General features: G+C 38.5%; 18 protein-coding genes and 2 pseudogenes. 14 read left to right on the top strand and 6 right to left on the bottom strand.

The window, feature by feature from the left end:
* Positions 1-156: 156 nt before the first annotated feature.
* Together OWR28_RS21800 and ggt are read right to left on the bottom strand one after the other, a co-directional pair.
* A pseudogene (locus tag OWR28_RS21800) lies at positions 157-1,373 on the bottom strand (dicarboxylate/amino acid:cation symporter).
* Positions 1,374-1,600: 227 nt separating this feature from the next.
* Positions 1,601-3,289, bottom strand: coding sequence for a gamma-glutamyltransferase (gene ggt / locus OWR28_RS21795; protein ID WP_332388501.1), 1,689 nt, complete (start codon positions 3,287-3,289; stop codon positions 1,601-1,603).
* A 398-nt stretch (positions 3,290-3,687) separates the two neighbouring features.
* Here ggt and OWR28_RS21790 point away from each other — a divergent pair, with 398 nt between their 5' ends.
* From OWR28_RS21790 to OWR28_RS21765, 6 genes are all read left to right on the top strand, one after another.
* Positions 3,688-4,065 carry a TonB-dependent receptor plug domain-containing protein gene (locus OWR28_RS21790; RefSeq protein WP_332388500.1) on the top strand — a complete coding sequence of 126 codons (378 nt, stop codon included), beginning with the start codon at positions 3,688-3,690 and terminating at the stop codon, positions 4,063-4,065.
* 133 nt (positions 4,066-4,198) lie between these two features.
* Positions 4,199-6,358: a TonB-dependent receptor domain-containing protein gene (locus OWR28_RS21785; RefSeq protein WP_332388499.1), complete on the top strand. Its 2,160-nt coding sequence runs from the start codon at positions 4,199-4,201 to the stop codon at positions 6,356-6,358.
* 237 nt (positions 6,359-6,595) lie between these two features.
* Entirely contained in the window at positions 6,596-6,769 is a 174-nt protein-coding gene (locus OWR28_RS21780; RefSeq protein ID WP_332388498.1) for a hypothetical protein, read from the top strand.
* Positions 6,770-7,032: 263 nt separating this feature from the next.
* Complete coding sequence (locus OWR28_RS21775) at positions 7,033-7,953, top strand: ETX/MTX2 family pore-forming toxin (protein WP_332388497.1); 921 nt, start codon at positions 7,033-7,035, stop codon at positions 7,951-7,953.
* Positions 7,954-8,477: 524 nt separating this feature from the next.
* Positions 8,478-9,443: an NAD-dependent epimerase/dehydratase family protein gene (locus OWR28_RS21770; RefSeq protein WP_332388496.1), complete on the top strand. Its 966-nt coding sequence runs from the start codon at positions 8,478-8,480 to the stop codon at positions 9,441-9,443.
* Positions 9,444-9,849: 406 nt separating this feature from the next.
* Positions 9,850-10,209, top strand: coding sequence for a hypothetical protein (locus tag OWR28_RS21765; RefSeq protein ID WP_332388495.1), 360 nt, complete (start codon positions 9,850-9,852; stop codon positions 10,207-10,209).
* Positions 10,210-10,431: 222 nt separating this feature from the next.
* On the opposite strand, the gene OWR28_RS21760 is transcribed toward OWR28_RS21765, so the two are convergent.
* On the bottom strand, positions 10,432-11,646 hold the full coding sequence (locus tag OWR28_RS21760; RefSeq protein ID WP_332388494.1) for a metallophosphoesterase: 1,215 nt from the start codon (positions 11,644-11,646) through the stop codon (positions 10,432-10,434).
* Between the two features lie 56 nt (positions 11,647-11,702).
* On the bottom strand, positions 11,703-12,770 hold the full coding sequence (locus OWR28_RS21755) for a 3-oxoacyl-ACP synthase III family protein (protein ID WP_002980530.1): 1,068 nt from the start codon (positions 12,768-12,770) through the stop codon (positions 11,703-11,705).
* A gap of 101 nt (positions 12,771-12,871) precedes the next feature.
* Here OWR28_RS21755 and OWR28_RS21750 point away from each other — a divergent pair, with 101 nt between their 5' ends.
* The 8 genes and pseudogenes from OWR28_RS21750 to OWR28_RS21715 all read left to right on the top strand — a co-directional run bounded on the left by OWR28_RS21750 (position 12,872) and on the right by OWR28_RS21715 (position 19,150).
* Positions 12,872-13,441 (top strand): hypothetical protein, encoded by a 570-nt coding sequence (locus OWR28_RS21750; RefSeq protein WP_332388493.1) that lies wholly within the window; start codon positions 12,872-12,874, stop codon positions 13,439-13,441.
* A 72-nt stretch (positions 13,442-13,513) separates the two neighbouring features.
* Positions 13,514-14,175: pseudogene (gene ubiE, locus OWR28_RS21745) on the top strand (bifunctional demethylmenaquinone methyltransferase/2-methoxy-6-polyprenyl-1,4-benzoquinol methylase UbiE).
* A 3-nt stretch (positions 14,176-14,178) separates the two neighbouring features.
* Positions 14,179-14,961 (top strand): type IX secretion/gliding motility protein PorT/SprT, encoded by a 783-nt coding sequence (gene porT / locus OWR28_RS21740; RefSeq protein ID WP_332388492.1) that lies wholly within the window; start codon positions 14,179-14,181, stop codon positions 14,959-14,961.
* Positions 14,962-14,981: 20 nt separating this feature from the next.
* Positions 14,982-15,401, top strand: a complete 420-nt coding sequence (locus tag OWR28_RS21735) for a V-type ATPase subunit a family protein (protein ID WP_232723173.1) — start codon at positions 14,982-14,984, stop codon at positions 15,399-15,401.
* Positions 15,401-15,688: a cell division protein ZapA gene (locus tag OWR28_RS21730; RefSeq protein ID WP_077415090.1), complete on the top strand. Its 288-nt coding sequence runs from the start codon at positions 15,401-15,403 to the stop codon at positions 15,686-15,688. Before OWR28_RS21735 ends, OWR28_RS21730 begins: the two co-directional genes overlap by 1 nt.
* A gap of 227 nt (positions 15,689-15,915) precedes the next feature.
* A complete protein-coding gene (rny, locus tag OWR28_RS21725; RefSeq protein ID WP_332388491.1) occupies positions 15,916-17,481 on the top strand; it encodes a ribonuclease Y in 1,566 nt (521 codons plus the stop codon).
* A gap of 73 nt (positions 17,482-17,554) precedes the next feature.
* The gene (locus OWR28_RS21720; RefSeq protein WP_332388490.1) at positions 17,555-18,796 is read left to right on the top strand and encodes an MFS transporter; all 1,242 of its coding nucleotides are present in this window, start codon (positions 17,555-17,557) and stop codon (positions 18,794-18,796) included.
* Positions 18,797-18,970: 174 nt separating this feature from the next.
* Positions 18,971-19,150: a hypothetical protein gene (locus OWR28_RS21715; protein WP_209785223.1), complete on the top strand. Its 180-nt coding sequence runs from the start codon at positions 18,971-18,973 to the stop codon at positions 19,148-19,150.
* Positions 19,151-19,230: 80 nt separating this feature from the next.
* Here OWR28_RS21715 and OWR28_RS21710 read toward each other — a convergent pair whose 3' ends face one another.
* Both OWR28_RS21710 and OWR28_RS21705 read right to left on the bottom strand, forming a co-directional pair.
* On the bottom strand, positions 19,231-20,166 hold the full coding sequence (locus tag OWR28_RS21710; RefSeq protein WP_332388489.1) for a YeiH family protein: 936 nt from the start codon (positions 20,164-20,166) through the stop codon (positions 19,231-19,233).
* 98 nt (positions 20,167-20,264) lie between these two features.
* Positions 20,265-21,143 carry a LysR family transcriptional regulator gene (locus OWR28_RS21705; protein ID WP_332388488.1) on the bottom strand — a complete coding sequence of 293 codons (879 nt, stop codon included), beginning with the start codon at positions 21,141-21,143 and terminating at the stop codon, positions 20,265-20,267.
* Positions 21,144-21,281 lie beyond the last annotated feature (138 nt).

Raw genomic sequence — 21,281 nt, 5'->3', positions numbered from 1 at the left:
CAAAAAGATAGTTTAAAGTTATCAGTTGCTGGTTGTTAGTTACTGATAAAATTCACCATTCACTTGCCAGGCAAATTCACTATTGACCTTAATAAACTTCCACTGAAACTTCATAGAATACTTCCTTATAGCTGCAATCTAAGATCTGCCACCGATCTACACTTCCAGCTTTTTCTCTACTTCAGCAGGATGATTCAGGCAGTATTGAAGCCGGTTCCTGTCAAGCTGCTTTTCCCAGTTGGCAACGACAACGGTAGCTACAGAATTTCCAATAACGTTTGTTAAAGCTCTGCATTCACTCATAAACTTGTCAATTCCGAGAATTAAGGTCATTCCCGCAATTGGAATTTCAGGAACCACAGCCAATGTTGCTGCGAGAGTAACAAACCCAGCGCCTGTAACACCTGCTGCACCTTTTGAACTTAACATCGCTACCAGAAGGAGCATAAGCTGCTTTTCAACAGGTAGATGAATGTTTAATGCCTGTGCAATAAAAAGAGAGGCAAGTGTCATATAAATATTGGTTCCGTCAAGATTGAAAGAATATCCTGTAGGAACTACCAGACCTACAATAGCTCTTGAACAGCCGGCTTTTTCAAGTTTTTCCATGATTCCCGGTAAGGCAGATTCCGAAGAACTGGTTCCCAGAACAAGAAGAAGCTCTTCTTTAAGGTAAAAAAGGAATTTGAAAATGTTAAAACCGTTATACCAGGCCACAGCTCCCAGTACGATAACTACAAAAAGAACAGACGTAATATAGAATGTACCGACAAGGAAGAGCAGATTCAGTACAGAATGAAGTCCATATTTTCCGATGGTAAAGGCCATTGCTCCGAAAGCTCCGATTGGCGCAAGCTTCATAAGCATATGTACGATTTTAAAAACAGGAGTTGAGAGATCCTGTAAAAAGTCAGTTACTTTCCGGCTTTTTTCTTTTGTTAAAACCAAAGCAACTCCCATTAAAATAGCCACCAGCAGAACCTGAAGGATATTATCTCCTACCAAAGGACTGAATAAAGTCTCCGGGATAATATTCATAATGAAGCCCGTAAGAGTAGATTCATGTGCTTTTGCCTGATATTGTGAAACATCTCCTGAAAGGGTAGAAGGATTAATATTTAAACCATGTCCCGGTTGTAGAATGTTTCCTACTATTAACCCGATAATAAGAGCGAGGGTTGAAAAAGTGAAAAAGTAAATCATTGCCTTTATTGCAATTCTTCCTACTTTTTTAAATCGGTCATGTGGGCAATTCCCAGCGTAAGTGTAATGAAGATAACCGGAGCGATAATCATTTTCACTAATTTGATAAATCCATCTCCCAAAGGTTTCATTTTTTCTCCCAGTTCAGGATAAAACTTTCCAAGAAGAATACCTGCAATAATTGCGATAATGACTTGAAAATAAAGCTGATTGTATATTTTTTGCTTTCAAAGAACAGTCGTTTTGTTTTTTAAGGGCGAAAATTAAGAAAATTTATCTAAAAACATGACAAAAGTCATTGAAAAGAATCTGTAAGACTGGTTTTATAAGGAGTAAAAGTTCCGGCTTCATTCGAAGAATGAAGCCGGAACTTTACTTTTTGATAATTGTGAAATGTTTATTCCACGGCTACGGAATCATCCCCACGGCCGTCTGCCACTGCATGGATATTTCCGTTTTCATCAAGAACGATCATTTCTGTTTTTCCGATGTATTTTGTCTTTTCAATAACATAATTTTTACTCTTCAGTTCAGAAATAGTACTTTCAGGGAAATTGTTCTCTACCGTAATGGTTTCCGGAAGCCACTGATGGTGGAACTTTGGTGCATTTACTGAGAGATTGGCGTTCAGTTTAAAATCTACAACATTCACAATAGACTGGTATACTGATGTTGGAATAGTTGTTCCTCCGGGAGTTCCCACTACCATATAAGGCCTTCCGCCTTTAAGGATAATGGTTGGGGTCATAGATGAAAGCATTCTTTTATTAGGCTGAATGGAATTGGCTTCTCCACCCACAGCTCCGAACATATTCGGTACACCCGGCTTGATTGAGAAATCATCCATTTCATTATTTAAAAAGAATCCTGCTCCGGAAACTAAAACTTTACTTCCGTAATATCCGTTAAGGGTTGTGGTTACTGAAGCAGCATTTCCATCCTTATCCAATACGGAAATATGAGTAGTCTGCATTGATTCCTTAGGCTGTTCTATGATTTTGCCAACTTCTGCACTTGGGGTAGCTTTATCAAAACTGAAACTTTTCCATCTGCCTTTCAGGTATTCGTCAGAAATCAGGTAAGAAGTTTTGTCCTGAATAAAATCAGGGTCACCCATATATTCTGCTCTGTCTGCAAAAGCTCTTCTTTCTGCTTCAGCCATAATCTGAACTGCTTTTGTTGAGTTCTGCTGATATTTTTCCAGGTTTTCAAAACTTGCCATCCTCAGCATCTGTGCAAGCAAAACTCCTCCGCTTGATGGTAGAGGCATGGTGACAACATCATTTCCTTTATAATCAAATTCAAGAGCTTTTCTTTCTGCAACTTTATAGTTTTTAAGATCTTCCAGAGTGATGATTCCGTTTCCTCTTTTCATTTCAGCAACCAGGAGTTCAGCTGTTTTCCCTTCATAAAAACCTTTGGCTCCTGATTTCTGGATTCGTTTTAAAGTCTCGGCCAGGTCTTTCTGAATTAACAGATCTCCGGCTTTCCAGGGAGTATCTTTTACAAAAATGATAGAAGATTTATTATGCTTCTGGAATTTTTCTCTTTGGCTGTTCAGCATTTCTGCCTCTTTGTCTGTGATGGCAAACCCTTTTTCTGCGAGATCAATGGCAGGCTGGATGATCTTTTCCATCGGCAGCTTGCAATACTTCAAGGTAGCAAAAAATCCTGCCACACTTCCAGGAATGCCTACTGCCAGTCTTCCGTTTTGAGAAAGATCCGTATCTGCCTTTCCTTTTTTGTCGATATACATATCCCGTGAAGCTTTTTTAGGAGCAGTTTCCCTGTAGTCCAATGTGAATTTTTCCCCATTGTTTTTTACCCCTACCAGAAATCCGCCGCCGCCAATATTTCCGGCCTGCGGATACACAACGGCAAGGGCGTACTGTGTGGCTGTAACAGCGTCGTAAGCATTTCCGCCCATCTTTAAGATTTTGGCTCCCGCTTCACTGGCCAGCGGGTGTGCAGAGACTACCACACCTTTATTTTTTACCTGTACTTCCTTGATGATATTGATGTCAGTAAATTGAGCCCAGCTGAGCTGAGCTGCCAAAAGCATCGAAGCAATTAAAATCTTCTTCATATGATTGTTTTTTCTTGAAACAAAATTATTGAATTTTTTATACAAAACTTATTGTTCAGATGGTTGTGAAAATTATTTAAAGTATTTGTTGTTTTAATGTTAAAATGTGTGATAAATTGGTTATTATTTAGTATAAAATAAATTGTATTGAATTTGTTTTATGAAATACGGTCTTTTATTGAATAATAGATATGATTTATATCATGATTTTGTTTACATTTGAAAAAAACAAATGATGAAAAAAATTATAAAATTACCTCTCTGGGGGTTTTCTTTTAGTTTCTGCCCATGGATATGCGCAGACAGGAGATTTAATACAGGTTAAAACTGTAGATGAAGTTAAAATTACTGTTGGATCGAGAAATAAAAGCAGGGTAGCTGTTGATACACCGGTTCCTGTGGATGTAATCAATATCGGATCTCAAGCACTTCTTAGCCCTCAAATGGATCTTAACCAGATTCTGAATTATGCAGCCCCCTCATTTACCTCCAATTCTACCACCGTTGCAGATGGAACGGATCATATTGATCCTGCTCAGCTGAGAGGATTGGGCCCTGATCAGGTTCTTGTACTTCTGAATGGGAAAAGGAGGCATACTTCATCCCTTGTCAATATTAACGGCTCACCCGGAAGAGGTTCCGTAGGGACTGATCTGAATGCGATTCCTGCTTTTTCCATTGAAAGACTCGAGGTATTGAGAGACGGCGCATCCGCACAATATGGCTCTGATGCCATCGCTGGTGTTATTAACGTTATCATGAAAAAATACGAATAATTTCACGGCAGCCATTACCGGAGGAGGTTTCAATTCAAAAGGATCCAACGATCACCAGGGTGGCTGGGATGGAGAAAAATACCAGCTGGACCTCAACTACGGAGTAAAGCTCGGACAGAAAGGATTTGTTAATATGACAGCAAGCATTCTGAACCGGGACATGACGCGAAGAGCAGGAACAGCAACAGGAAATATCTTTAACGCTTACAATGCCATTGAACAGAGAGCCCGTGAAAACGGGGTGGATATCAACTCTTTATTTGGAAATATTGGAAATACACCCAATACTCAGCAGATTATCAATGATATTCATCAATATGCTTCCCAAGTGAATTATTTCAGTCCGGCCATGGTAACAGAGATACAAAAGGCTAATACAATCCCTGCGCTGCAATCAATTTTAAGGACTGATGTTACAGAGAATGAGCTGGCCTATAGGAGGCTGGAGAGAAGAGATTTTAATATGCGGGTCGGGCAGTCTAAACTGGAATCGGGACAGCTTTTTGTGAATTCAGAATTTGATATTTCTTCGTCTGTTCGTGGATATGCATTTGGAGGAGTTTCATACAGGAAGGGAAATGCGGGTGGATTTTATAGGAGACCCAACCAAAGCCGTACGCCTACTTCCCTTTACCCCAACGGATTTCTTCCGGAAATTGATTCTGATGTGATTGATCTCTCATTGGCAGCCGGTTTTAAAGGGAAAGTAGGAAAGATCGGTTATGATATCAGCAATACTTTTGGTCAGAATACGTTTGATTATACGATAAAGAATACAGCTAATACTTCCATGTTACGCTCAGATAAAAGAGAGTTCAGGGCCGGAGGTTTAGGATTTCTGCAAAATACTGTTAATGCAGATTTTGATACCAGATTTGAATGGATGAAAGGTTTTAATATTGCCTTTGGTGCGGAGATGAGGCTGGAACGATATAAGATAAATAATGGAGAACAAGATTCATGGGCACTTTATGATATTCATGGGAATATACAGACTCCCGGAACAGATGCTTTACTAAAACCCACGGATTTTATGGGGGCAACCAAGCTGGGAGGAGCACAGGTATTTCCGGGATTCAGACCTGAAAATGCATTGGGAAAAGGGAGGAGTTCCGTAGCTGCTTATCTGGACACAGAACTGGATGTTACGACCCGACTTTTGATCAATACAGCTTTGAGGTTCGAGAACTATTCGGACTTTGGTTCTACTTTCAACTATAAAGTAGCATCGCGTTTTAGACTTACAGACCATATTAATATCAGAGCTGCCCATTCAACAGGCTTCAGAGCCCCTTCTCTGCAACAGATTTATTTTAATGCAACAGCTACCCAATTCGTTGGCGGTACAGCGTATGAGGTAGGCACCTTTTCCAATGATTCTGATGTGGCGCAGATTTTAGGTATTCCGCAACTAAAACAGGAAAAGTCCGGAAGCTTTTCTTTAGGTATTACTGCTAAGATTCCACAAGTGAATTTAACTTTTACCGTAGACGGATATTATATCAAAATAAAAAATAGAGTAGTATTAACAGATCAGTTTTCCAGACCTGTTGGTACATTTCCGGAAGGAAGTCCTCAATATGAACTTCAAAAGGGGTTTGATAAAGCTAATGCTAATGCTGCAACATTCTTTGCGAATGCCATCGATACCCAAACCAAAGGGGTAGAAGCGGTAGTCTCCCACAGATGGAAAGCCTCTGACAAAGTATCGCTGAATTCTGATCTCGCAGCAACACTTTCCAAAACCAACAGGGTAGGAAATATTCATGGTTCTGATATTTTGGTTAATGCAGGACAGGTCAATAAGTATTATTCCGAAACCAGCCGCGTTTACCTTGAGGAAGCTGTGCCACGTTTTAAAGCTTCATTGAATAATGCTTTGGAGTTTAACAAATTTAGTATTCTTTTGAGGAATGTATATTTTGGAAAAGTTACTGACCCCAATACAACAGATGTAAATGGAGATGGTATCGTCAACAGTACTTTCATCAACGGGCAGGAGGTTCCTGTTGAACATCCTGTGTGGGGAGGTAAACTCATTACAGATCTTTCCATCGGATACCGGTTTACTAAAAGCTTTCGGCTGACGTTAGGTGCCAATAATTTGTTTGATATCTATCCGGACAGAAACATCGGACCCCAATCTTTAAAGATTCCCTCTGTAGATGCTGCAGGAAATGCAATCAGGAGTATTGATCTTACCAATCAGGATCAGTTTGTCTACTCCAGAAACGTTTCCCAGTTTGGAATGAATGGAAGATTTCTGTTTCTCAGATTAAATATGAGCCTGTAACTCATGAAGGTCTCACCTCTGTCTGCTAAATAGATTGTAATCGCCGGCTCGCTGTTATACGGACCGGAAAATATTAAGATCCAATAAAGTACGCCGGGACTTAACGGCTGGGAAAACTCTCAAAGGGCAAAAGAAATCAGCCATCTCTTATAGAAATCTATACTACCGGTAAGATACTGATGTCTGGGACTTAAGGTGTCCTTTGTACGAAAAACTAACCTTATAAATACTATAGAAATGCAAAAAAACAGTAAAATTATAGTCCTTCTGATGGCTGTTTTATCTTTAACAGCCTGTGAAGTTGAACGGGAAGTGCTTAAAGCTTCTCATGAACCCAACAAACCTGCGGGAGAAACTTTTAACGGAAAAAAATTATTAAGCATGGAACCCCTGAGTATGATCTTGTGGTAAAAAATGCAATAGCCTTAGATTTTGAAAATGCCCCCGCAATCCTCTCTCAAAACGCTCCTGAACAAGTTTCCAGAAAAGCCTCTGACGGAAAGATTTTTGAACTGCCTCCTGCTGTGCTTTATAGCTGGGGTATTAACCATCAAAGTTTACGTAAGCTAACCCAAAAAACTCAAGTTCCCGGTTTTAATAATTTTATTTTGGCTGCAGGTACAGTATCGACTCATAGGCCAAATTCTATATTTCCTAACGATAATAAGCATCGGATGGATTTATTGTATAAAAACCAAACCCAGACAACGAGTATCAACAGACATGGAAAAGAATGGTGGAGTGTTCCTGAACATGATTTTAGTTGGAATTTCATTGGTCCTAATAATTTCAATCAATGTTATATGTATAATGGTTATTTTAAGAATGTGGACTTAAGACCTGTTGACCCTATGTTGGTTGTAGATGGGTATGGTGCCGGACAGTTAAGTAATTCACATGCTGCTTTCGGTTACTATTTGCAGGACAATTTGAGGGGAGGGGATTTTAAAAGTGAATTCCTGAATAAAACCTATCATGACGGCTATTACTATAATCTGGGAATATGGTGGGATCTGCCGTTGACGTATGGGGTGTATAATACCGGAGATCCTGATAAACCGTGGGATTTTATGTACTATTATGATGAGCTGCCTGAGTCGGATATCAGTAAGTCTGCGGCTTCCAGAGAACCTTACAAAAGCTGGCATCCGGGGTTGAAATCGAACATTCAGGGGCAATATATAGGTGGAGAGAACGTGTCAACTTATACTAACGTTGAAGGAGATTTAGTCGAAATCAAATCTGACGTGCTGCAAAATCTTACTGAATCAGATGAAGTAAGTCTGATGAGTGAATTTAGTGAACAGGAAGAAGAGACAGTAGTAATGACCAATAGTACCGAGAATCAATTTGTTGGCGGTGTTACCTTATCGTATGAAGTAAGTGTCAATGTGCTTAAAGTGGTCACGATAAAAACGAATACAGCATATAAATTTGAATACAGCAGTACTAACTCAGAAACACTTACAACTTCCACAAGGAAATTAAATTGGTACAAAACGGCTGTAACGGTTAAGGTGGCCAAAGGAAAAAAATCCTTGTTCAGCTGCTTGGCTATCGGAAACAGATCGATATCAATGGAGGGGCTTATCTGAAGGTATTTCAAAAGTTATTTAAAGATAAAAGCGATTTTCATGTTCCTCCTTTTATTTCTCTCAATCAAAGTACCTGGGAGCCGCTTATCAATGTTCCTTTGCGGGTATTTGCCTCAAAGTCAGGACTAGCCAATGGATACAAAAACCGCTATTTATATACCGGTATAGAGAATTCGGGACAATCGCAAAACAATATCAACGCCTATGACCTGCTTTATATGGGCGATAGCAAAATAATAGTAAGTACAATGGCAAATATGAGAAAGTTGATTAAAGTCACCGATATTACTGATCCTTCTAATCCTATAGATGTAACGGGTACTGCGGTCCTTGAGACGAAAAAATTAAATATGAAAACTGAAACACTGTAAGAAACTCTTACAGGTAGTGCATGGATTAGCTTTGTTTTTTGGCTGGAATTCATAAAGGTTTTTTCAGCGACATCAGGTGTATTTTTTAAATACACCTTTTTTATTATGGTTGACATGTTTTTTACTTTTGTACAATTCTAAAAAAATCTGAAAATGGAATCCTATACGGAAAGAATACTGATTACAGGTGCCCTGGGACAAATTGGTACCGAACTTACGAACAGACTTGTTGAAATCCACGGAGCAGAAAATGTTGTTGCTTCAGGACTGGACAGATGGCAGGAAGGAATTACTTCTGCCGGACACTATGAAAGAATGGATGTTACCAATACGCAATTGGTAAGGCAGGTGATTAAAGATTACGATATCACTACAGTGTATCACCTTGCTTCGCTTTTATCCGGGACTTCGGAAAAGCAGCCTATTTTTGCGTGGAAACTGAATCTTGAACCACTGCTTCATTTTTGTGAAATGGCGAAAGAAGGGCTTCTTAAAAAGATCTTCTGGCCAAGTTCTATCGCTGTATTTGGAAAAGGAATTCCAAAGCATGACGTGGGACAGGATGTAGTGTTGAATCCTACCACTGTTTACGGGATTTCAAAAATGGCAGGGGAGAAGTGGTGTGAATACTATTTCGACAAACATGGAGTGGATGTAAGAAGTATCAGGTATCCCGGATTGATCTCATGGAAGACTCCCGCAGGAGGGGGAACCACTGACTACGCTGTTGAGATTTTCTACAAAGCAATTGAAGACGGAAAATATACAAGCTTTATTTCCGAAAATACAGGAATGCCGATGCTGTATATGGATGATGCCATCAATGCAACCTTGAAACTGATGGAAGCTCCAAAAGAAAGTGTAACAGTTCGTTCTTCTTACAATCTGGGTGGAATGTCATTTACCCCAAAAGAACTGGCGGAAGAAATCAGGAAAGAAATTCCGGATTTTACGATTGATTATAACCCGGATTTCAGACAGGCAATTGCAGATTCATGGCCGGCTTCTATTGATGATTCGGTAGCGAAAAAAGACTGGGGCCTTACATATGATTTCGGAATTTCTGAAATGACAAAAGATATGATCAGGAATCTGAAAGTAAAATTGGGTAAGAATTAATAAGGTAAAGTAATACTTTAAATAATAATGTTTTTAACATCTGATTTTTAATGTATTAAAACTTTTATATAAAATTTAATTTAAATGGTATTATTGACGTTTAACATCACTTGTATTGAAGCCGAAGTAAAAAAGGCTTCCGGATTTCCGATGAAGAGCGATTGAAAATCATAGAAAATAATGCCAAAGCAATTCTTAGAATTTTAGATATTCATGATATCAAATCAAGTTTTTTGTAGAAATTTCTCTTACTGAAAAACTTCAGAATTTAATAAAAGCAATTTCATCCAAAGGGCATGAAATTGCTTTTTATAATAAAGGTTCAAATCCTGAAGAAATTGAAAATGCCAAAAAGAATATTCAGGATCTTCTGGAAAAACAGATCAGGGGAATCCGCCAGAAAGATGTGAAAGTTCCGCAGGATATTTTGAAGCTGATGGAATTCAATTACGTTTCTAATATTGATAATGCCAATATTCTTTTCCCATTCAAAAGACTCAAAAGAGATACGGAAATTATAGAAGAGGACGGACTGAGTATTGTCCCGGAAAGTATCTCTCCTTACAGTCAGCTGCCCTATAATGATTTCGTGTTCCAGATCCTGCCGATGAAGTATTATCAGAATATGGTGCTGGAGACTCTGCAGAATGAAGAATTTGTGCTGATCTATCTTAACACATGGCAGTTTACGGATTTCAAAAATACCGCTTTGATATTCCTTTTTACCGCAGCTTATTTTCGGGTAAAAAAATGGAGGACAAATTAGATGCCCTCCTTACTTTTCTCAACGACAGGGAAATGGCTACTTCCCGTATGAAAGATTATATTTTTTAGATGTTAGGTGCCAGTTTGCAGATATTAGGTTGCAGGGATCAGGTAAAGGGGTTAAGGTTTTAAGTTCAAGGTTTAATGTTTGATGTTCTGTGTAACATGTAACCCGGAATAAACTAACTCGCAACCAAACAACCAGCAACCAATAACCGCCACTCTAACTCAGTTCAAAAAGCGTAATCTCCGGCAATACACCCACTCTTCCCGGATATCCCAATACTCCGAATCCTCTGTTGACATACAGCAGCTTTCCTTCACTTTCATATAAATCCGCCCATTTAGGATACTTGTATTGTACCGGTGACCATTTTACATTTTTAAGATCCAGACCAAACTGCATTCCATGGGTATGTCCTGAAAGGGTTAAATGGATGTTTGCAGGGTGTTTTTTTACCACATAATCAAAGTGGGTAGGGTCATGGCTCATCAGGATCTTCGTGGCGGATTCCGGTACATCTTTTAAGGCGTCATCTATTTTTCCGAATTGAGGGAATGGTTTTAATCCCCAGTTCTCAACACCCAGTATATAGAGCTTTTCTCCGTTTTTTTCAATAACCCTGTGCTCATTTCTCAGCATATCAAATCCGGCTTGTTTTTCATAACGGATCAGGGTGTCAAGATTTTCTTTTTTGGCAGCAGGTGATGCCCATGTCACATAATCTCCGTAATCATGGTTGCCTAAGACTGCAAACTTACCGTCTTTAGCCTGAATTTTAGAAAACAGGGGTATAAATGGTTTGAACTCATCCGCAACATTATTTACCATATCTCCGGTAAATAATACCAGGTCGGGCTTTTGTTCATTGATCAGCTCAATGGCATGCTCTAATTTGCCAGGATCAGAGAAGCTCCCGCTGTGAACATCCGAAATCTGAATGATCTTATATCCTTTAAAGCTTTTCGGAAGATTGGTAAAATTTACCCTTACCCTTCTTACTTTATGCCTGTACTTTCCAAACGTAATTCCATCTATGAAAAGGGCAGAAAGGACGCCGCTCATTCCCAGTCCCACAAGGCTCAAGAATTTCCTTCTTTCCGGGAAGAAATTTTCCGAAGGTTTGGAAAAACCGATAAGGTAGCCTCCGATTCTGATGATATCATCAATTAATAAAAACAGAACCACGAAAATTTTCGGAAGGATAAAAATCAAAAATAATGAAATCATGATCTGGGCCCTTACCATGCTTCTGTCTGATCGCTGGTAATGGGTAACTTCATAAGCGAAGATTCCATATACAGCTAATGATATAACCCAATATCCGATTTTGATCCACAGGTTATCGGTAAGTGTTCTGACAGCCTGGTAAATGTACACTTCCAAAAACAGGAAGATTCCGGCAATGATTAAAAATTCTTTTGCATGTCTGGTCAAAAAAGCACAAAGAATAACTTCCCTGTGCTTTATATTTTTTGTTTTATTAAATATTTTTAAGGAAATCTGTATACGATAGCATTGATGTTCATTCCGGCACCTACCGAAGTCATCACAATGTTACCTTTTTCTTTAAACGATTGACCCTCCATTTTTCCTTTAATTATTAAATCATACATGGTAGGAATCGTTGCTACAGAAGTGTTTCCGAAATCCTGAATGGTCATAGGTGAGATGGCATGATCGTATTCTTTCACATCATAAAGCTTGTGAAGCCTTTCGATCATTGCATAATCCATTTTAGCATTTGCCTGGTGAATTAAGATTTTGTCTATATCTTCAATAGAAAGACCGGCATCGGTAATGGTATCCTTAATCGCAACCGGTACATTTTTTAAAGCATACTCATAGATTTTTCTTCCTAACATTCTTACATACAGACGTCTCTGATCTACTTCTTTATTGATGGAAGGAGCGTTTTCAAGATAGTTCAGTTCCGGGCCATTGTCACAGATCGTATTGTGAGCGATAATTCCCACATTTTCTTCATCAGTTGCTTTTACGACTACAGCTCCTGCACCATCAGCAAAAATCATTCTGTTTCTGTCATGCGGATCTGTTACGCGGCTTAATGTTTCACCTCCTATTACCAAGATCGTTTTGGCTACTTTGGCTTTAATCAGGTTATCTGCCAGGATCATGGCTTCTACCCATCCAGGGCATCCGAAAAGCATATCGTAGGTTACGCACTTTCTGTTTTTGATTCCCAGTTTGTTCTTCACTCTCGCTGCCATGGTAGGCATAAAATCAGCATATCCGTGTTCAGTAACTTCCCCGAAATTGCTTGCATAAATAATATAATCCAGGTCCTCGCCATCTACTTTTGCATCCTCAAGGGCAATTTTTGCAGCTTCATAACCGATTTGTGAGTTGGAAAGATGATCCTCAATGAATCTCCTGTTTTCGATTTCTGTAATCTCTACAAATTTCGCAATGGTTTCTTCCACAGGCTTTTCAATCTTTACTCCGTCTTCAGTGTAGAACTCAGAATTCATGAAGTAATCTCTACCAATAACTCTGTTCGGAATATAACATCCAGAGCCAATAATGATCGTATTCGGCATTCGTTTATATGATTTTTTTAAAGTTGCAAAGTTAATAATTAATATTAATAACGGAGAATTAAAAATATTATTAAATTTGCAAAAATTGTACTTTACAATCTATGAAAAACAACTCGTCCTTAAAAGGCTTACTTATTGCAGCTGTGGCGTTTATCGTTGCCTTTGGGATCTACTTCCTTTTTTTAGCCAAGAAGAATTATTATGTTGTAGATAATCCTACCCCGAATACCTATTATTTCAAGATCAATAACGGATCTGAAGGCGTTATTTCAGCGGGGCAGTATGTGCATGTGGATTTGAATAAGGGGAAAAACTCTATTCAGGTTTTTGATCAGAATAAAAAAATGCTGTACGATTCGGCATTTGAAGTCAACAAGCTTCGCGGTCTGATCAATATTACCCACCAGGATTACTATATCAATGATCAGTACTACGGATACAACCTTAAAAAGGATTCGCTACTGACAGCACTTGATAAAACAGTTATTGACGGAAAAGATTATTACGGAGGAGCGAAACGCTTCAACAAGCTTTACACAGAAGATTTTTATTACAATGTGGATGAAGACTATGACAAAGTGATCAAGAATATCCAGAAAGTGGAATCAAGATCCAAAATCTTCAGAAAGCAGGATTACCTAAATTATTACAAAGAATATTACAAGTTTTAAGTTTTGACAAAAGATATTACCAAAGTTACTCCCTACAATTCAGAGGCTACGAAAAAAAGCCAGGTAGAGGATATGTTCGACAACATTGCACCGAAGTACGACCTTCTGAACCATGTTTTATCCATGAAAATTGATGTTTTATGGAGAAATAAACTGGTAAAATGGATGAAAAATGATAATCCGCAGGAAGTGCTGGATGTGGCTACAGGAACGGGAGATCTGGCTATTACTATAGAAAAAGGAACCGGTTCTAAAGTAGTCGGATTAGATTTATCACAACAAATGCTGAATGTTGGCGTTATTAAAATAAAAAAACTTAAATTAGACGGCAAAATTTCCATGCAAAAAGGAGATGCAGAAAATTTACCTTTTGAGGACAATAGATTTGATGCGGTTTCCGTTGCATTTGGAGTAAGGAATTTTGAGAACCTTACCAAAGGTTTGGCAGAGTTAAGAAGAGTAGTTAAAGATAACAAAAGTGTTTATATACTGGAGTTTTCAAAGGTTGAGGGTTTCATGGGGCCATTGTATATGTTTTATTTCAAAATATATTGCCTGCGATTGGCAGGCTGGTTTCCAAGGATAATAGGGCATATACATACCTTCCGGATTCTGTAAATGCTTTTCCTTTCGGGGAGAAGATGAAGCAAATTCTTTTAGATACGGGATTTAAGAAAGTTGAATATAAAAAATTAAGTTTAGGTATAGCCACAATTTATAAAGCAACAAAGTAACCTATGAATAAATTTCTATTAAAAGCACTGGTTTTAACCTCAGTAAATGTTGCCGTTTTTGCAAACGCGCAATTCAGAACCCGAAACAGAATGGATAAGCTGGAAGATTTCGACGAACAGAAATTCAGTTGGGGGTTTTATTTGAACGGGAACAGACTGGATTACCGCATTGTTTTACATCCGAAATATGGGATGAATGATAATGAAAACCTTGTTACCTCCAAGGAAAGTTATAGTTTCGGTGCCGGGCTTATTGCAAAATGGAGACTGAACGACTATCTAGACGTAAGAATAGAGCCAGGTTTACAGTTTGCACAAAGACAGTTGACTTTTAATACTCAATCCAATGATATTTATGCAGGCGGATCTTTAACGAATGATCCCTTCATACCGTTCCTTTTACAGGAAAAGGATAAAGTAAGAGAAATTAAATCCACATTAATTGATATTCCGGTACTTTTGGAGCTTCACGGACAAAGATGGTATAACTCAAGACCTTACGTTGCAGCAGGGGTGAACTACGTAGTAAACCTTCAGTCTAATGCAACTTCTACCGATGATAACATGCAGGGTATCTTCAGATCTACCACGCACAACTTTGCATGGTCTGCAGAAATGGGAATCCAGTTTTATTTCAACAAGTTTAAACTGACTCCTGCAATCAGAGGAACATTCTTCATGAACAATGAGAAAGTGGCGGATAACGCGACTACACCTCCTTACTGGGCATCTGCTGTTTCTACATTACAGACAAGAGCAGTAATGTTCGTGCTGAAATTTGAATAAAAATTTTCACTGGAAAATACATGGGAGACGCTCTGGCGCCTCCTTTTTTGTTTATATATCAAAATATAGAGCGTTTTATTTTTGTTAGTGTTATTATTTTTTTATTTTTGCTTTTAGTTAGAATATACAAACCTGAAATGCTTCAAGATTTAGAAAATAATTTTTCAGAATTAGAGAGAAAGATTTCGACTCTGCAAAAGAACTATAAAAATCTTACGGAAAATTTAAAAGAATTAAGTATTGAGCATGAAGAGTTGAAGAAGAAGTATGATGAAGAAAGAAGAAAAAATCAGGTATTAGCAGAAGAACAAAAAAATATAAAACTTTATTCAGCAATATCAGGAAATCCTGAACACAATAGATTAATGAAAAACCATATCAACAGATTGGTAAAAGAAATTGATTTCTGTATTGCTCAGCTTCAAAACAGTGGATTATAATGGAGATAAGGAGAATAACCGTCAACATTGCAGGAAGAGTGTATCCGCTGAACGTACCGGCAGCAGAGGAAGAAACTTTGCGCAAAGTAGGGAAGCAGATCGAGAATATGATTAAAGATTTTGAACAGAACTTCGATGTAAGAGATAAACAGGATGCTTTGGCTATGTGTGCCCTTAAACTGGGAACCAATGCAGAAGTGGTTTCTCTTAACTACGAGAAAAATATTAATTCTACCAACGAAAGATTAACGCAGATTAATCAATCGCTGAATGAAATCGGGAAATAGATTTTTTTCCTGAAAAATTACTGCCTACAATAATTCTAACACATTAAAGGTAAACTCAACGCTAAACAATTACCGAACAAATGTCCATTGAATGGCGTGCCGGGCTTCCGGATTACAGACAGTGGAAATCAGTTCAAATCGTGTTGATTAGGAGTTTACTCTCAATCTCTGGATTATTGTAGGCTTTTTTATTTAGATATGAATACAATTAAAACTCAATATATATTATGATAGAAGTTATAGTCGGTGTTGTTTGTTTGGTAATCGGAGCCGTAGTGGGAATGTTTTTTTCCAGAAGTTCTCTGAATACTAAAGCAAAATTCATCATAGATGATGCCAAGAAAAATGCCGAAAACCTTATAGAAAAAGCTAATGTACAGGCTGAATCCATAAAGAAAGAAAAGAATCTCCAGGCAAAAGAAAAATTCCTGGAACTGAAATCACAGCATGACGCTGACATTCAGGCCCGCGAAAAGAAAATGCAGGAGATTGAGAAAAGAATCAAGGATAAAGAACATAAGCTGAATGACGAGCTTAGTAAGACCGGAAAACTTGAAAAAGATCTGGATAAGCAGATTGCTGACTACGCTAAGAAGAACGAAATTCTGGAAAGAAAACAACAGGAACTGGATGTTGCAACGGCTAAGAAAGTCGAAATACTTGAGAAAATTTCGAACTATACCGCTGAAGAAGCTAAGGCTGAACTGGTAGAAACCATGAAAGCTGAAGCGAAGACAAGAGCACAGGCACACGTTCAGAGCATTATGGAGGAAGCTCAGATGAATGCTAAAAACGAAGCAAGAAAAATCGTTATCCAAACGATCCAGAGAATCGGGACGGAGCAGGCTATCGAAAATTCAGTATCAGTTTTCAACATTGAGTCTGATGAAGTAAAAGGTAGAATTATCGGTAGAGAAGGTAGAAATATCCGTGCTTTGGAAGCGGTAACAGGAGTAGAAATCATTGTTGACGATACCCCGGAAGCAATTCTTCTTTCTTGTTTCGATCCGGTAAGAAGAGAAATTGCAAGGCTATCCCTTCACAGGTTGGTAACTGACGGTAGAATTCACCCGGCAAGAATCGAAGAAGTGGTTGAAAAAACAAGAAAACAGATCGAGGAGGAAATCATTGAAGTAGGTAAGAGAACGATCATTGATTTAGGAATCCATGGATTACACCCTGAGCTGATCAAAATCGTAGGTAGAATGAAATACCGTTCTTCTTACGGACAGAACTTACTTCAGCACTCAAGAGAAGTTGCGAATATCGCTGCAACGATGGCTGCTGAATTAGGATTAAACGTAAAATTAGCAAAAAGAGCAGGTCTTTTACACGATATCGGTAAAGTTCCTGAGCAGGAATCAGAATTACCACACGCCCTTTTAGGTATGCAGTGGGCTGAGAAATACGGTGAAAATCCGGAAGTTGTTAACGCAATCGGAGCGCACCACGACGAAATTGAAATGAAATCATTATTATCCCCGATCATTCAGGTTGCCGATGCAATCTCAGGAGCAAGACCGGGAGCAAGAAGACAGGTGCTGGAATCTTATATCCAGAGATTGAAAGACCTTGAATCTGCAGCATTAAGCTTCGATGGAGTATCCAGTGCCTATGCAATCCAGGCGGGTAGAGAACTGCGAGTAATGGTGGAAAGCGGAAAAGTAAACGATGAAGTAGCTTCCCAGCTTTCTTACGATATCTCTGAGAAAATCCAGAATGAACTGACTTATCCGGGACAGGTAAAAGTAACAGTGATCAGAGAAACGAGAGCCGTGAATATTGCCAGATAATACTCAGAAAAAGATATTTGATAAAAACCTTTCAAGAAATTGAAAGGTTTTTTATTTTTATCAAAACTTAAAAATGCAAGAACTGTCCATGTCTTCAAAATTAAAGTACATTTTTTCTATTCCCGTTATTATATCAGCCCTCGGCTATTTTGTAGACATCTATGATCTCCTTTTGTTTGGAATTGTCAGGATACCCAGCTTAAAGGCATTAGGCCTTAATCCGGATGCAGACGGAACCTTTATTCTGAACTGCCAGATGGTAGGGCTTCTTCTCGGAGGTGTTTTCTGGGGAATTTTCGGAGACAAGAAAGGGAGGCTTTCCGTACTCTTCGGGTCTATTCTGGTGTATTCTTTAGCCAATATTGCCTGTGGTTTTCTGCCTTATTTTCCAAAAGAACATTTAGTGTACCAATATGCCGGTTTAAGGTTTATTGCTGGTATTGGCCTTGCCGGAGAGCTTGGAGCAGGAATTACACTGGTTTCTGAAAGCCTGCCGAAGAATTTAAGAGCAATCGGAACCTCAGTTGTTGCCGGCTTCGGATTAATGGGCGCTGTTGTTGCCCAGCTTACTGTAGAGCTGGCTGGTGGCTGGAACATTTCTTACATTATTGGTGGGATCATGGGAATCATGTTATTGATACTGAGAATAAGCGTCTCAGAATCAGGGATTTACAAGAATATTGAGCATAAAAATGTCTCAAAAGGAAATTTTCTCTCCTTCTTTACCAATAAAGACCGATTGATAAGGTATCTAAAATGTATTGCAGTAGGATTACCTACGTGGTATTGCATAGGGATTCTGGCTGTTTTAGCTAACCAGTTTGCCCCTGAATTAGGAATAAAGGATATCAACCCCGGAAAAGCAATTATGTGGGCTTACGTAGGTATTTCTGTAGGTGATCTGCTGAGCGGTTTCATTTCTCATGCATTAAAATCCCGCAAAATGGCCATCTTTTACATGCTGATCTTTACACTGATTGGCGTCGCCGTCATGCTGTTCGGGAATACGAATACGGAAACCAAATATTATCTGTTTTGTGTCTGGCTGGGATTCGGTACAGGATATTGGGCTATGTTTGTGACATTGGCAGCAGAACAGTTTGGGACCAATATCAGAAATACAGCAACGACAACTGTTCCGAACATGGTGAGAGGCCTTGTTCCTGTTATGATTCTGGCTTTTGATTCTCTTAAAGCTCATTTCCCGGTGGTGGAAAGTGCTGCCATAGTAGGAGTGGTAGTATTCGGGCTGGCATTTTATTCCTCACTTACCATTTCAGAAACCCACGACAGGGATCTTGAATTTACGGAATAATTAAACTGTTTAAAAAAAGAAAAAGCTGTTCCTTATTTTGGATATAATAATTACATTAAAATCAGTAAATTATTAATTTTTATGCTAATTTTTGTTGCGTGTAATTAATATTTGTTTAACTTTGGAAAGTAACTAAAACTATAATTGTTTAATCAACTAAATCTCATGAACATTATGAAAAATGCTAAAAAATTAAGAAAGCAGGATCTGAAAAACATTACTGGAGGAATAAGCGGAAATCCTGATCTATCTCTTTGCGGATGCAGCTGCTCAGGATCAGTAACAGGACCTTGGTATTGCGTACAATATATCGCTTGTCCTCAGGTTTATACTTGTGGTGAAGCTGCTATCTAAAGAAATTATTTCAATATGAAATAAACATTTCCACATTTAATATGCAGCACCCTTTTGGTTTCAAAAGGGTGCTGCTCTTTTTAACGGATAATGTAAAGAAGACTGCCGGCACTTATCGTAACCCAAAGGAGTACTGCGGTTAATAATGGCTTTAATCCTATAGATTTCAGGGTCTGAAGGGAAAGGGTAGAACCAATGAAAAACAGGGTCAGGTTCAGTCCGGATTTTGCCAGAACAGTGACTGAAGTACTGAAACGATCAAGAACCGGGAAATACGTATTCAAAAGAATAGCCACAATAAAGTAGCCAATAAACCATGGAATCTTTATTTTAGTGCCTTTACTTTTAAAAATAAACATTGTAATCAGTGAAACCGGGATAATCCACAATGCACGGGCAAGCTTCACTGTCGTTGCTATTTTCAGAGCCTCATCGCCATATTTACTCGCGGCTCCTACTACAGAACTTGTATCATGAATTCCCACGGCACACCAAAGCCCGAACTGCTCCTGTGAAAGATTCAGCAGATGCCCTATCGCAGGATATACAAACAACGCAATTGAATTTAAGGTAAAAACAATCGCCAGTGCAAGGGAAATCTGTTTTGTGCTTGGTTTAATAATGGGAGATACCGCTGCGATGGCACTTCCGCCACATATAGCTGTTCCTGCAGACAAAAGATAAGACAGGGGTCTTTCCAGTTTAAATATTTTTCCCAGAAAATATCCCAAAACCATTACGGTAACAATACTTACAATAGTCAGCATCAGGCCCGTTTTTCCCGCGTTAAGAGCTTCATCCAGCTTTAACCCGAATCCGAGTCCTACAATTGAGATCTGCAGCAGCAGATGAATATATTGATGAAGATGTTTTTCAAAAGGATTTCCTATAAAAACAGCCAGGGCAAATCCCAAAGCAAGAGCAATTGGAGAAGATATAAGCGGTGTAAGGCATAAGACAGCCAAAACTATAAAGAATACTTTCCGGGTCATTTCATTCTGAATGAAATTTTTCATAATGCGAACTTTTAAAATCTGCACCAAAAGTCCGGAATAAAGTATTATAAAGTAAATTGTATTTTGTTATGTCGGATAACTAAAAGTTATATCTTTGCTTATTGCTCTGCAAATCTCAGGAAAAGCTTAATCAGTTCAGACTGTTCTCCTTTAGGAAGAATAAAATGAAAATCCCTTTCAATACTGAAGTACTTAATATCAATGACGGTGAGGATATTATTTTTAAGTTCATTCAATATCGTGCTGATGGAAAGAAATGCCATACACTCCGAATGAAGAAGGTAATTTTTAATACTTTCACTGCTTCCCAGCTGCATAACGGTGTTCAGTTCATTGATATTGATTTCTTTCTCTTTAAGCCTGTTTTGTATAAACTCCAGCGTTCCGGAACCCTGTTCCCTGAAGATGAGATCCAGCTGATAGAGATCTTTTAAGTGTAACGTTTTATGGGCAAGAGGATGATCGGATTTCGCTGCCAAAACAATTTCATCCGGCTTGAAAGTCCTGTATTCAAAATAAGAAGACTGTGATTCTCCTTCAATAATACCGAGATCAATTTTTTCTTCTTTTAAAAGTGTTGAGATCGTTTCCGTATTTCCGGTAAGCAGTTCAATCTTGATATCTCTATAATAAGAATTGAATTTGGCCAGAATTTCAGGTAAAATATACTGTGCAACCGTTGTGCTTGCTCCGATAATCAGTTTTCCCTTATGCTGCTGATTGATCTGACTGATTTCAAACTCCATGTCACGGTAGATATTTCTTATCTTTTCGGCATGCTCATACAAAATTTTACCGCTTTGGGTCAGTTGAATAGAAGTTCCTTTACGGTCAAATAATTTGGCGCCTACCTGAGTTTCAATTTCTTTAATATGCTTGGTAACAGCAGGCTGTGAAATGTGAAGCTCTTCTGAGGCCTTAGTGAAACTTAACCGGGAAGCTACCGTATGGAAAACTTTTAATCTGTAATCGAACATGGGGTAAAATTACGAATTATAGTTGAAAATGGGAAGCGGAGTGAGTCTGAGAGAGGGAGAATCTGAGAATGGAAAGGTTCAGGTGGTAAGCTTCCGGGTTTCGGGATTCGTGGTTATTCGCTTCAAAATTTAAAGGTT

This window comes from Chryseobacterium sp. 1B4, assembly GCF_036631475.1.
Classification (GTDB): Bacteria; Bacteroidota; Bacteroidia; order Flavobacteriales; family Weeksellaceae; genus Chryseobacterium.
This window is presented reverse-complemented; position numbering and strand designations above follow the sequence as displayed.